The organism is Virgibacillus dakarensis, from assembly GCF_900155625.1.
Taxonomy (GTDB): Bacteria; Bacillota; Bacilli; order Bacillales; family Amphibacillaceae; genus Lentibacillus_C; species Lentibacillus_C populi.
This window is the reverse complement of sequence record NZ_LT732553.1, coordinates 665,008-677,811: the sequence shown is the minus strand read 5'-3', so window position 1 is coordinate 677,811 and position 12,804 is coordinate 665,008. Positions and strand designations below refer to the sequence as shown.

Sequence of the window (12,804 nt, the reverse complement as noted above, 5' to 3'; positions counted from 1 at the left end):
ATTTGGAACCAATCGATAACTTCTATTTGGCACAACAAGGGAAATTGGAACATAAAAAGGCCGCATAACACTGATTGTGCTATGCGACCCCCTATAGACTAATTACTTTGGGTCTCTTTCCTAAATATATGGTTATAAATAGCCTGTGGAAAAGGCAATTGTGTTTACCTTTTTTGGATATGCATGAATTTAAGAGACAGGATCTGCTAAAATCGTCACGCCGCGGGCATGACTGCTACTTCCCATATCCAGTAACTTGCAATCCTACTATTCTCTTATACACGACTTATATGTGATTAATACCAAGTCCGATAGCCTCATGCTCCAATCCTTTTACCGGTGCACCGATTGTCCCGTAAAGTGCAACCGCTATCCATTCGCCTTCTTCCTTATTTTGATAAGGATTACCGCGTACAATGGAAAATTGTAAACCAACTGTCCTGAGCAATGTTCCGATTTGATTACTGCCACGGGTTACACCACTGACAGCCTCAATAATCGCATGATACAATGCATGTGTTTCCCGGTACAGACCGGTTTTCACAATCCCCTGATTTTTAGCAGCTGTTTCAACTGCAGCCACAACCTTTTGGCCGTCCATCGAACCAACTTTTCCTTTGCAAAACTTCCATCCCAGCTTCCTTAATTCTTCTGGTAATTGATTTTCATTATGCAATAAAAGTAACATAGCCTCTTTTCCAATTAAATGTTTACGATCCAGTGGCATAAGGTTCACTCTTTTCTAACATCTAATAACTTCTTTAATTGTAGCCGCTTACATGAATGATGTCAATAATTGTTTTACATTTCTGCAGTTTCCTTCTCATTTGCAGCCTGTATGGCATCCACATTCTTTTTATTATAAATAACAGAAAATCCTATTAAGGAAAATATGATGAACGGTCGGACAATTAAGATGGCTGAAGCCCACCCTTGTCCAAAGGAGATTCATCTCCACCCTGCGCAGCACGAGATGAATCTCCTCGCATGATAAATAAAAAATATGTACATAACACCTGGATAAGGCTTGTACATATAAGTTCAGTATAGCTTAATATTATATTTCACGATAGATTTCCTTGATTTTAACTTCTGAACAAACATATTGAATTAATCCTGCCTCAGGTAAACTTGATTCATATCCCTTACATAAAAAAGCCACGATGATTAAAAATTCGCGATGTGTAAAGTTATGTCCATTAATGAATACCCTTTCATCAGGTCCTCAAATATTATCCCTATACTTTATCGTCAGCAACTGTGTCTTCATATCCTCCACTTGTTCGTTCAAATTGGTCACGGTTTTATTGATTTGCTGATCGACGTCTTCTAGCAAATTCTGATTGTGACTCTTAAATTTCTTTGTTTTTTCTAGCATCGCTTCAACGATTTCCCCTTTTTGGTCTTCATTAACAATTATGGAATCGACTAAATTGAAAAAAGCTTTATCATAGTCGTTGATCCTGTTAGTATGTTTCTTAAGGATTCCCTTCTTATCGGAAAGGTCTTCACTGTCTAGTATTTTTTCGGTAACGGTAATTGCATGCTCATCACCTTTCATTTTAAAGCCCTCCAACAACATCAAATAAATTTGCTATCTTTTCTTCTTCCTCAAATAAATCTTCTATTGCCGTTCGATAGTTTTCGAGATGGGTATATCCTTTTTCTACACTTTCATTTAAACTGTTTATCCTTTCCTCAATGACTGCATGATCGAATGGAAAAAACACTTCATGAACATTGATACCAATGATTGATTTATCCAGACGTGTAAAATAAACATGTTTTTTGAGAAGATATGTATAGGTGCGGGGATTTGATTCCATATCAAATATTTTGTTCATGACAGTAGTCCTTTTTTCTTTGTAGCATTGAACAATTTCCCTTTTAATTGCCGTTTGCAACATCTTAATCTCTGATGATTTATCCTCCAGCAACCCTTTTCCCTCATCATACATACGTAACGCAGCTGAAATATTTACCTTTATTCCTTTTTTCCCGCTGGTAGTGGTAAGGATCATATCCATCCCCAAATAAGATTTGTTTCCCTCCCCCAGTGCCTTTAGGGGTTCCTGGGATTTGATGGCCGCTTTTAATCATTGCTAATAGTTCTCGAAATTCCTTTTTGTCAAGTTTATCCAAACTTCCTTGGATTGCTTCCGCTTGTTCCTTTATTTTCAAATAAGTACCAATATCCCCACCAAGCTGTGCAGAAAAGTTGTGCAGATCGCGTATATCTACCAATGTTGAAATAGATTTTTGCATCCCATCCAGCTCTTTCTGAATGTTGGTAAGTTCGGTGACGATTAAATCCTTTTGATCAACACTGATATATCCGGCATCTACAAATCGCTGAAAGATTATATCAGCATTCGTTGTAACCGTTTTTACCTGAGCGAGCAATCCGGGAAGCTTATCGTTTACATCGCGAATCATCGTATCAATCTCGGACTGGTTTGTCGCATATACCTTTGCCACACTCCAAATTCCATCAAATTGGTTAACGACACCCATGTTTACGCCCAACAAATCCTGAATAGCAGCATTTGCCCCACCATTTTGGGAAGAGACAGTGTATTGAATAGCAAGCTCCTGCAGATCCTTCACTACATCATCCGGAATGTCATCCATGATGGAACGCAAACCTGGATAGTCTGGAATTGAATCAACGAACCTCACATCACCAAGTGTGAAGAATCCTCGAACCCCGCTTACAGCGTATAGCGGATCGTCCTCTGAAATAATTTGGTGGATGCTTTTGGCTTTGTCTTTGTAAAAGTCTTCAGCGAATGTGCGTAATTTGTCTGGGTCGATGTTACGGATAGCATCACTATCTGCCCGTGAGATATTAAAATGCTTCCTCACCTCTTCTGCAAAATTATTATGGGCATAATAAAGCTGATAATAATTAGTTTGTGCCCCATTGACACTATATATTTCATCGAATGTGTCATAAGCTAAATATGCAGTAGTGTTATTATTATGTGCTAAAGAATGTGATAAACCGATAACGGGGGCTGAATCCTCCTCCTCTGCAATGACACCAAATTCCCTTTTTGCCTCTTCGACAAAATCTCTTGTTTTTTCGGCCTGTGAATATTCTAATCCTGCAAACATAGATTTTACATTGTATTCCCAATCCTCTATTCCTTGAGATCCTTGTGATATCACATATACTTCATCTATATTATTGTCTTCCGAGGAAAAATGAATTGCGGTTCCATCATACCCGGAAGTATCACTTTTTAACATTTTAGACTGCGAGGAATGGAATACATCAACATTTGCGGGTAGTTCTTCCCCAAATTCTTCAAGGTAAACACGTTTAATTCGTTTTATAAACTCCTCATTTGATAAATCATCATATTCCAACTCAACAAGTCTTAAACGAATTTCGTCAGTTTTTAAAATTTTATGATCTGTTGACATTCTACTCACTACCCCTTATTCAATTGTATAAATTCAATTGATTTCAACCAACTAACTATTTTTTCTTTTTCAGATTCCTTAATTTTTTCACATTCGGTCCCAGATTCGTTACACTCTGTTGTATAAATTACGAGTATTCCCCCACCATCTACCTCATTTTGAATAAATGATGCATAACCGTAAATATTTGAATCGCGTTTAAAAGGTGCAAAATAATATGTTTTACCCTGTTCCGAGACTTTTTTAAATTGAAGTTCCTTCCCCATACTCTTTTCTAAATTTCCCATACCTGATGATGCAAATTCGGATCTTTTATAGGAGTAATATTTCATTTCAATTGACGATTCAGTTCCATTATCATTTTCAACACCTATAATGAAACTTTCAAAATCCTTTTTCTCCTTACTGTATCCCTGCTCTCCTATAACCCCACCAGCCGGAAAATCCATCTTATATGCCCCCGTTCCCGACAAAAAAGGGTAATACCCCTCCCTTGTTTCCTCTGCGGATTGTAAAAATTCGCGGGTAAATTCATCATGAAACGCTCGCACATCCGGTAAGTCTTCCGGATTCATTTCAGATGGTTTGGTATTCGTTTTATCATTATCCATTTGACAACCTCCCAGCAGTATAATCGATATGGATAATAAGACATGAATCCAATATTTCACAATTTCAGCCTCCAATATCCTTCTAGTTGTGTAGCTATCATTTCTACACATACTTGGTTTCAGTATACATAGTGACGCGTAAGAAGTGTAGTTTCAGCATGAATATTCGCAAAAATAATTCTATTGTCATAGGATTTTTGATCTAGATGTGAATTAATCACCGTTGGCACCTTTGAACTTGATGATTTCATTACGTTTTTTATCATCCACTTTACTTTCCGTACATATCTTTTCCTAGGATCCCATACAATCCGTTTGATGAACTACTTCCATTCCCATTACCTTTTTCGTTTTGCCCATAACCTGCATAGGTCTTTCAGCTGCTCTTCAATAGCTTGATGAATCACACCTTTTCGTTTTTTGTAAACTTCATCCGATTTGCATGCACAACACGAGTATCGCTACCAACCTAATTCCAATTTGCCAGTTTATCCTATATAATGAACATAAATGCTACAGATCCATTCTTGGAGGCAACAAAATGAGTTCTATCCTGGACCAAATTCAATTAAAATACCAGACATTGAGTAAAACGGAGAAAAAAATTGCAGATTATGTTATTCATCACAATAAAACCTTATTAAATATCCATATACAGGAATTAGCTGATCAAATTAATGTATCAATCGCAACCATTACACGCTTTTGCAAAAAAATAGGTGCGACTAGTTTTGTCGAATTTAAAATCCTGCTGAGGGATGCGGTTGAACAGACCTTTGAAACACATAATGCCATTGAAAAAGTGGAGCAAATTTATCATTCCGTTATTAAATCAACCAATTCACTTACATCTGTACATAATTATGAAATCGCCTGTAAATGGATTTCCGAGTCAGAAGGCATTCATATTTATGGACTTGGGAGCTCCGGGTTGTCAGCAGAGGAATTAAAAGTGCGTCTTTCGAGGATGGGTTTTTCCGTTGATACCCATACAGATTCGCATGCCATGATTATTAACTCATCCATTCTTTCCAGTAACGATGTCGTCATAGCTATTTCCAGTTCAGGGCAAACTAAAGAGGTAATCGATGGTGTTAAACTTGCAAAACGAAACCAGGCCAAAATCATATCCATTACCAACTTTTCCGAAACTAGTTTAGCTAACAGCTCTGATCTTATTTTATACACTGCCAGTTTAAAATCATATCAGGAATCAGGTTTTATGAATAGCCAGCTTTCAATTGTCATTTCGTTGGACGTACTTAGTATGATGCTTCTATTTGATAAAGAAACTCGAAAAAAACATGATCAAACATTAGACGCCTTAAATGAATACAAAAAAATATAGAACCAGCATTACTGGTTCTATATTTTTTATAAATGTTTTTTTATGGAGTCAGAAAATGTTTTCGTTATTAATTGCGGCCGCGTAATGGCACTCCCTACAACAACAAAATATGCTCCATTTTCAAGAGCTTTAACGGCCTTCAATGGGGTGTCAATTTTTCCTTCAGCAATTACTGGTATGGAAACCGCGGCAATTATTTCCTTTAATAAAGCAAAATCATTATCTGCAATGTTGGCTCCTTTCGTTTCTTCCGTGTAACCCACTAAAGTAGTAGAAATGCAATCAAACCCTATTTTTTCTGCACGAATTGCATCACCTACTGAGGAGACGTCCGCCATCAAAACGACATTATTCTTTTGAGATTTAACGTATTGGACAATATCCGCCAGGTCTTCATTATTCGGTCTTTTACGATTCGTTGCATCGATGGCAATAATATCCGCTTTTACAGTTAACAATGATTTTACTTCCTTTATGGTTGGAGTAATATAAACATCACTGTCTTCATAGTCCTGTTTAATAATTCCGATAATTGGAAGGTTTACCTGCTGTTTAATCTCTTTGATGTCTGCAACAGAATTGGCTCGAATTCCTTTCGCCCCACCCTCTAAAGCGGCAACTGCCATTTTCCCCATTATTGCCGGGGAATGCAATGGCTCATCTTCTAACGCCTGACAAGATACAATTAATTGCTTTTTTAGCTGATTCAACACATTCATGATTCAATATCTCCTAACGCTTCTTCTACCTGATTTTTTATAGTGGATACTTCGGGTCCGTAAATCACCTGTACACCATTTCCACTTGCCACGACACCCTTTGCACCAGTTTTCATTAAGTCATCTTTTTGCACAAGTTCGGAATTATGCACACTAACTCTTAGCCGAGTTGCACAATTATCAACATCTTTAATGTTCGATTCCCCGCCTAATCCTGATATAATTGCTTCAGCTCTTTCACTTTTAGTAAACGTACGTGATTCCACATTATCATCTTCACGTCCAGGTGTTTTAAAATTAAACTTTTTGATCATAAACTTAAATGTGAAGTAATATAGGAAAAACCATACAATACCTATAATCGGAACCATTATCCAATTTGTTTTATCATTTCCTTGTAATACTCCAAATAAAAGAAAGTCAATAAATCCTCCCGAAAACGTTTGTCCAATGGTTATTTCAAAAATATGCGCCAACATAAATGCAAGTCCATCGAAAACGGCATGCACTACGTATAAAACTGGCGCTATGAATAAAAATGAAAATTCAATTGGCTCCGTTATACCTGTTAAAAATGACGTTAACCCGGCAGATAACATCAAACCAAGAACCTTCTTTTTATTTTTTGGCTTAGCTGTATGATAAATGGCTAAACATGCTCCAATCAGTCCAAACATCATGGTAATATGTCTTCCCGCCATGAAACGAGCTGTCCCAATGAAGAACTGTTCAACATCTGGTTGTGCAAGTTGAGCAAAGAAAATGCGCTGTGTCCCTTCAACCAATGTACCATCAATGATCATGGAACCTCCAAGGCTCGTCGTCCAAAATGGTATATAAAAAATATGATGCAATCCAAACGGTCCGAGTAAACGTAAAATAAATCCATATATGAATGTACCAATGTAACCTGTCGCGTCAACAAGACTACCTAAAGAAAAAATACCCGACTGAATTACTGGCCATATATAAAATAACACAACCCCTAAAATAATTGACATAAAAGCGGTTATTATAGGAATGAACCGGGATCCGCCAAAAAAACCGAGGAATTTTGGCAATTCCACTTTATTATATTTTTGGTGAAGCCAATACGTCATTAATCCTAAAATGACACCACCAAATACACCTGTTTCCAGTGACTGTATTCCAAGAATCATCCCTTGTCCGACCTCTGCAAGGTTATCCTCTGCCAATTTTCCGGTAATGTTTAACATGGCATTGATAGTTGCATTCATTACCAGGTAACCTAGCATTGCCGCCAACCCGGCTGTACCTTTGTCGGATCTGGCAAGACCAATGGCAACACCCACCGCAAATATCACTGCCAAATTGGCAAAAACGATATTACCAGCAGAGCTCATAATGGTAAAAATCGCTTGCAGCCATGGCTGATCAAGAAACGTGTAGCTTTGGATTGTTGCCGGATTACTAAATGCACCGCCAATTCCGAGTAATAATCCGGCCGCCGGAAGAACAGCTATTGGAAGCATAAATGATTTACCAAACCGCTGTGCCTTCTCAAAAAAGGCATTTTTCATACTGTCCACCTCTATTCTTATTACGAAAACTATTTACATTTTAATTTTAATACTGTAAACTATTTTTATCAAGAGATTTTTATACGTTTTCAAAATGAACACTAACATGAAATGTAGCTATCTTTATAATGTAATATTGAACTTACATCTATACTTTTTAAAAGGTAAAGAAAGTATAAAAATTTAGGCTCTATTCTGATTGCGTCAGAGTTGGCCATGTCCAGCTCCAGCGCCCAGCAACTAGCAAACTTCACACTCCTTCACTACGATAAGTCAACATCGGTTCGCTTCCAGCTCACCGTGTTTCCTTTATCTCATTGCGGAGTGCTCCAGTTTGTACGTTGCTAAACGGGCGCTTGCGCTTTTCTTAAAGGTGGGAAAAGCATGTTTAAAAAATTCTTTAAGAACCAGAATTCAGATAATAGTATCACGATATTTGCTCCAATTGACGGAGAAATGATTCAGTTGGAAGAAGTACCAGACCCTGTCTTCTCGGAAAAAATGATGGGTGATGGTGTTGCATGTAAACCTGCAAATGGAAAGGTTGTATCTCCTGTGCAAGGAAAGATTATTCAAGTTTTTCCTACTAAACATGCGATTGGAATAAGAACGGAGAATGGTGCAGAAATATTAATCCATATCGGACTTGAAACTGTTAACTTAAAAGGAGAAGGTTTTACTGTATATGTTCAGGAAGGTGACGTTGTAAATACAGGTGAGAAACTGATAACTTTTGATAAAGATATGATTGAGGAGAAAGCCTCAAGTACAATTACGCCTGTCATTATTACAAACACAGATGAAATGAGTGAAATCCAAAAACTTGGAAAAAACAATGTTGAAGCAGGTAAGGATGAAATTTTAGTAGTTAGGAAGTAACGAATAAAGATAATTGTATCGGAATTAAACAACTCTATTTTGTTCGATTTAAGGGTTCGAGCTTTCATATTGTCTTGTTAAATTGATGGATTTCATTCTCGTATAACAGCCTGTTTATGTTAGTTATCGCTTCGACGGGGTTTACCGGATTCGCTGCTAGTAGCAGATCATGAACGGGGAACTATGCCATTTTGCTGCAATGCATTAAATTATATCCTAATACGGCCGAGTCCTCTGGGGAAGAAGATCGGGGTCATCGTTCAGGATGAATAAATGCTTTCTAATGATGTCTTCCTGCTCCCCATAATTGCTGTCAATACGCATCGTTAATCCGCTATTCCTTCCGTATGTACGATAATTTCCCCAATGCTCCATTGCCAGTTTAATTATTGTAAAAAATTAATGAATAACCTCATTCACTATTAGGGTTCTGCCTCTCTTCTAAACTTGCAATTCGTTCTTCCAATTCCCTTCTCGTCTTTTTTACTTTTTTAACGATAAACAAAACGACCAATGCGATAATTGCCATCCAGAATAAAAGGGGAAATATTGCAATAAATAACTCCATAAATCAACACTCCATTTCTTTATGCTTTCCTAAATATTAGATATGATTGCCAACATCATCACTTTTAAAGAAACATATTACATTTCCTCATTTAGATAATTCAACCAATCACTTCCATTATACAAAATTTCAGGTATGGTTTTAAGGGCAGTTGGAACTATTTAACCTATTTAGAATTATTAATCTACGGAACAGAGACAAGGATAAGTACTATTTGTTAAAAACGGTCCTTAATCAGTATTCTAATCGTTTTACTTTCTTTAGAAAAAGCTTAAAGTTACGATTAATAAATTGGCACTTCCCGTTAAAAAAATAAGCTGTCCCATAAGCAAAGCTTTCAGGACAGTCCGTCAAAAAGTTCACTCCCCTTATTCTTTCCCACACAATTTCACAGCAGAACTATACAAAATTTCAACTGCTGGTAATAGCGTATCCTCATTAATATCAAATTTCTCATTATGATGTCCGGCTGCTAACTCGGTTCCAAATATGCAATAAGTTGCTAATCCACCATTTTTTTGTACGGCTTCCATAAAGTACGTAGCATCCTCGGAACCGGCACTATCATTATTTTCAATAAAACTTTCCGCAATCGCAGAAGATTCTTGTGCACACTCATTTAAAATAGAAGCTAAATCTGTAGAGCATCGACGGCTTAATCCTTCACCTACTACTTCAATATCGTAGTCTATTTGGTACATCGTTGCTGCTCCGGCAACAATCGATTCAACTTGATCCTTCACATAATCATTAATGGAGGAGGTTTCCCCTCGGGTTTCCACCTTCAGTTTGGCTTGGTTCGCGATAATATTTCTGCCAGTTCCTGCATGTAACTCACCTACATTCACTCTTGTAGTGCCCTCTGAATGACGAGGAATTGCATATATATTTAAAGCAGCAGATGCTGCGGCTAATAAGGCATTTTTCCCTTCCTCAGGTCTGCTTCCAGCATGGGATGCCATACCATTAAATGAAATATCCAGCTTTGTGGTAGCTAAAAACCCATTATTGGCTGCAACAAAATGGTTATGGGGAACCCCCGTCCCAATATGTGAAGCAACGAGATAATCTACATCTGTGACAACATTTGCTTGAACCATGGATTTAGCTCCACGTGTTCCTTCTTCGGCTGGTTGAAAAATTAGCTTAATTTTTCCGCATAAATTATCTTTATTAGCTGTGAGTAAAGTAGCCAAGCCTAAACCAATGGACATATGAGCATCATGTCCACATGCGTGCATTTTATCAGGAATTTTCGATTTAAAGCATTCCAGATTTGGATAATGATCCCCGTCACCCGATTCATTAATATCAAGTGCATCCATATCAAACCGGTAGGCTATGGTTGGCCCTTCTTTTTTAGTATCTAGTGTAGCAACCACTCCGGTATAACCTTCTGAAAAATATTCAATATAGTTTTTACTTGCCCCATTTGTCATAGCCCATTGCAAATGTTTTTTTGTTGATTCTTCATCCGGTTTTCCCATACAATGGTGATCAGACATTACTTCTTTTCCAAGTTGCAGATCAAATCCTAAACCGGCAAGAATGGATGCTAAAATGGATGCGGTTCTCATTTCCAGAAATCCTGTTTCAGGGTACTGGTGAAAGTCCCTTCTCCATTCAACTAATTGTTTTGCCAGATTCACTTTTTCCATTTTGCTTCTCCCCTTTCCTAAAAACAGCAAATTAGTCGTTATCCTATAAAAACGGATGAACCCCTGGACCAAACGGAATACCCGTATAGAAAAATACGAAAATCAATATGATCCAAGCGATTAAAAATGTAATCGTATATGGAAGCATTAACGAAATATACGTTCCTATACTTGCTTTCTTGTCATATTTTTGCATAAACGCCAGAATGATAACCATATACGGAAATAACGGTGTCACAATGTTTGTTGACGAATCCGCTATACGGTAGGCTACTTGAGTAAATGCAGGATGATACCCCAATTGCATGAACATTGGAATAAAAATAGGTGCTTCTATTGCCCATTTTGCTGACCCGGATGTAATCAAAAAGTTCATTAATGCTGTAAAAATAATGTAACCTAGAATCAAGCCTATACCTGTGAAGTTAATATCTTTCAGGAATTCAGCTCCATTTACAGCAACCCATGTACCTAGATTGGACCAGTTAAAAAATGCAATGAACTGTGCAATAGCAAAAACCAATACAATATAACTGGACATATCCTTCATAGATTCAGCCATATATTCACTTACGTCTTTACTGGATTTTATTTTTCCGACCGTGACCCCGAAGGCAACTGCAACTATGATAAAGAATAACAGAATTATCGGGATGATTCCTGAAAGAAATGGAGAAGGGACAATTCCCCCATCTTCATTTGTTAGTGGACTGCTCGGAATAAATATAGTTATTGCAACAATTGCGATATATATTAAACCCGAAATAACGGCATTTCTAAAGCCTTTATTTGCGTTCGGAAGTTCTTCATGCTCCTCCTCTTCTACCGCATCACCCTTATACTCTCCTAATCTAGGTTCAATGAATTTGGTTGTTACAAGCCCACCAACGATTGTTAGTACAAATACGGAAACGATGTTAAAGTACCAGTTGTCAACTGGTGTAACCACAATCGATTCATCCAAAATTGCAGCTGCCTCTGTTGAAATTCCTGCCAGTAGTGCATCAGTTCCGGCTATAAATAAATTAGCCGTAAAACCTGCTCCTGCCCCCGCAAAACCAGCTGCCAGGCCTGCAAGTGGATGACGTCCGATTTTATAAAAAACCATTGCTGCCAAAGGAGGAATTAATACAACTGCAGCATCTGACGCCAGATTTCCAAGGATTCCTATAAAAACGACAGTATATGTGACCATATACGATGGCGAATTTAAAATAGTCTTTCTAATAGCATAGTCCAGCATACCAACTTTTTCTGCTAAACCAATACCTAACATCATTACTAATACTACTCCTAATGGTGCAAAACCAGTAAAGTTTTCGATCATTGATGTTAAGATAAACTGCAGTCCTTCACTAGATAATAAATTTTTGATTTGTAATGCCTCACCTGTTCCAGGGTGAACGACCGAGGTATTAAATAAACTGAATATATAAGAAGTTATAACCATTAGAACCGTTAAGATGACAAATAGCATAAATGGATCTGGAAGTTTATTTCCGAACTTTTCTACTACATCAAGGAACTTTTCAAATAAACTTTTTTTGGTGTTTTTCATATCACCACTCGCTTTCGCAGATTTTTATACAATTTAATGGTTAATCAGTTTTTAAGGAATAACATCACTTGGAACCAGGAGAGTTTGTATTATTTATTTTTTTAAAGTAATCACATCTCCGCCGAGACCATATTCAGATTATTCCGTCTTTTATTCCGATAGCAATTCTTAAAAAGCCAAATTATAATAAGATGTTTATGTTCCTTGAATGTTATATTACTAAAAACCTTCAGTCGTGTCTTTACTTTTTACAAAATTTCAATATATTTTTTTCGTTGCAACTATTGGACGTAATTTAACCCTTGATGTCTCCTTTGGAAATTCAAATGTAGTAAATGATGTTACCATTTACCAATAATTAATATAGGAACTTATGTGAACAAAATATAATTCAGCAAACTTGAACATATACGGGAAGACTTTTTATATCTATATGACGGTGATGAATGGAAGTTTAATATTGCAGTTATCAAATAAATGGTTGACTTGAAAA

General features: G+C 37.0%; 12 protein-coding genes. 2 read left to right on the top strand and 10 right to left on the bottom strand.

Annotation, left to right across the window (positions count from 1 at the left end; all coding sequences use genetic code 11):
- Positions 1–286: 286 nt before the first annotated feature.
- The 5 genes from hutP to CZ382_RS03415 all read right to left on the bottom strand — a co-directional run bounded on the left by hutP (position 287) and on the right by CZ382_RS03415 (position 4,040).
- A complete protein-coding gene (gene hutP / locus CZ382_RS03430; RefSeq protein ID WP_088049831.1) occupies positions 287–727 on the bottom strand; it encodes a hut operon transcriptional regulator HutP in 441 nt (146 codons plus the stop codon).
- A gap of 498 nt (positions 728–1,225) precedes the next feature.
- A complete protein-coding gene (locus tag CZ382_RS03425; protein WP_088049477.1) occupies positions 1,226–1,561 on the bottom strand; it encodes a hypothetical protein in 336 nt (111 codons plus the stop codon).
- 1 nt (position 1,562) lies between these two features.
- A complete protein-coding gene (locus CZ382_RS24120) occupies positions 1,563–1,937 on the bottom strand; it encodes a hypothetical protein (RefSeq protein ID WP_235000372.1) in 375 nt (124 codons plus the stop codon).
- A gap of 13 nt (positions 1,938–1,950) precedes the next feature.
- On the bottom strand, positions 1,951–3,429 hold the full coding sequence (locus CZ382_RS03420; protein WP_235000381.1) for a DUF6792 domain-containing protein: 1,479 nt from the start codon (positions 3,427–3,429) through the stop codon (positions 1,951–1,953).
- Positions 3,430–3,437: 8 nt separating this feature from the next.
- On the bottom strand, positions 3,438–4,040 hold the full coding sequence (locus CZ382_RS03415) for a hypothetical protein (RefSeq protein ID WP_088049830.1): 603 nt from the start codon (positions 4,038–4,040) through the stop codon (positions 3,438–3,440).
- Between the two features lie 541 nt (positions 4,041–4,581).
- Between CZ382_RS03415 and CZ382_RS03410 the strand changes: the two genes are divergently transcribed.
- Positions 4,582–5,388 (top strand): MurR/RpiR family transcriptional regulator, encoded by an 807-nt coding sequence (locus CZ382_RS03410; RefSeq protein ID WP_088049829.1) that lies wholly within the window; start codon positions 4,582–4,584, stop codon positions 5,386–5,388.
- A gap of 26 nt (positions 5,389–5,414) precedes the next feature.
- Here CZ382_RS03410 and CZ382_RS03405 read toward each other — a convergent pair whose 3' ends face one another.
- Both CZ382_RS03405 and CZ382_RS03400 read right to left on the bottom strand, forming a co-directional pair.
- Complete coding sequence (locus CZ382_RS03405; protein WP_088049828.1) at positions 5,415–6,107, bottom strand: N-acetylmannosamine-6-phosphate 2-epimerase; 693 nt, start codon at positions 6,105–6,107, stop codon at positions 5,415–5,417.
- Complete coding sequence (locus CZ382_RS03400; RefSeq protein WP_088049827.1) at positions 6,104–7,648, bottom strand: PTS transporter subunit EIIC; 1,545 nt, start codon at positions 7,646–7,648, stop codon at positions 6,104–6,106. The genes CZ382_RS03405 and CZ382_RS03400 overlap by 4 nt, the downstream gene beginning before the upstream one ends.
- A gap of 384 nt (positions 7,649–8,032) precedes the next feature.
- Here CZ382_RS03400 and CZ382_RS03395 point away from each other — a divergent pair, with 384 nt between their 5' ends.
- Positions 8,033–8,527 (top strand): PTS sugar transporter subunit IIA, encoded by a 495-nt coding sequence (locus CZ382_RS03395; RefSeq protein WP_088049826.1) that lies wholly within the window; start codon positions 8,033–8,035, stop codon positions 8,525–8,527.
- 412 nt (positions 8,528–8,939) lie between these two features.
- Here the strand turns inward: CZ382_RS03395 and CZ382_RS23630 are convergent, their stop codons facing one another.
- The 3 genes from CZ382_RS23630 to CZ382_RS03385 form a co-directional block, all read right to left on the bottom strand.
- The gene (locus CZ382_RS23630; RefSeq protein WP_155555156.1) at positions 8,940–9,095 is read right to left on the bottom strand and encodes a hypothetical protein; all 156 of its coding nucleotides are present in this window, start codon (positions 9,093–9,095) and stop codon (positions 8,940–8,942) included.
- A 368-nt stretch (positions 9,096–9,463) separates the two neighbouring features.
- The gene (locus tag CZ382_RS03390) at positions 9,464–10,753 is read right to left on the bottom strand and encodes an amidohydrolase (protein WP_088049825.1); all 1,290 of its coding nucleotides are present in this window, start codon (positions 10,751–10,753) and stop codon (positions 9,464–9,466) included.
- A gap of 43 nt (positions 10,754–10,796) precedes the next feature.
- Positions 10,797–12,311 carry an AbgT family transporter gene (locus tag CZ382_RS03385; protein WP_088049824.1) on the bottom strand — a complete coding sequence of 505 codons (1,515 nt, stop codon included), beginning with the start codon at positions 12,309–12,311 and terminating at the stop codon, positions 10,797–10,799.
- Between the last annotated feature and the right edge of the window lie 493 nt (positions 12,312–12,804).

Coding starts and splice junctions, on each gene's coding strand:
- CZ382_RS03395 (WP_088049826.1), top strand. CDS start 8,033: ATGTTTAAAAAATTCTTTAAGAACCAGAATTCAGATAATAGTATCACG.
- CZ382_RS03425 (WP_088049477.1), bottom strand. CDS start 1,561: ATGAAAGGTGATGAGCATGCAATTACCGTTACCGAAAAAATACTAGAC.
- CZ382_RS03385 (WP_088049824.1), bottom strand. CDS start 12,311: ATGAAAAACACCAAAAAAAGTTTATTTGAAAAGTTCCTTGATGTAGTA.
- CZ382_RS03410 (WP_088049829.1), top strand. CDS start 4,582: ATGAGTTCTATCCTGGACCAAATTCAATTAAAATACCAGACATTGAGT.
- CZ382_RS03390 (WP_088049825.1), bottom strand. CDS start 10,753: ATGGAAAAAGTGAATCTGGCAAAACAATTAGTTGAATGGAGAAGGGAC.
- CZ382_RS03400 (WP_088049827.1), bottom strand. CDS start 7,648: ATGAAAAATGCCTTTTTTGAGAAGGCACAGCGGTTTGGTAAATCATTT.
- hutP (WP_088049831.1), bottom strand. CDS start 727: ATGCCACTGGATCGTAAACATTTAATTGGAAAAGAGGCTATGTTACTT.
- CZ382_RS03415 (WP_088049830.1), bottom strand. CDS start 4,040: ATGGATAATGATAAAACGAATACCAAACCATCTGAAATGAATCCGGAA.
- CZ382_RS03420 (WP_235000381.1), bottom strand. CDS start 3,429: ATGTCAACAGATCATAAAATTTTAAAAACTGACGAAATTCGTTTAAGA.
- CZ382_RS23630 (WP_155555156.1), bottom strand. CDS start 9,095: ATGGAGTTATTTATTGCAATATTTCCCCTTTTATTCTGGATGGCAATT.
- CZ382_RS03405 (WP_088049828.1), bottom strand. CDS start 6,107: ATGAATGTGTTGAATCAGCTAAAAAAGCAATTAATTGTATCTTGTCAG.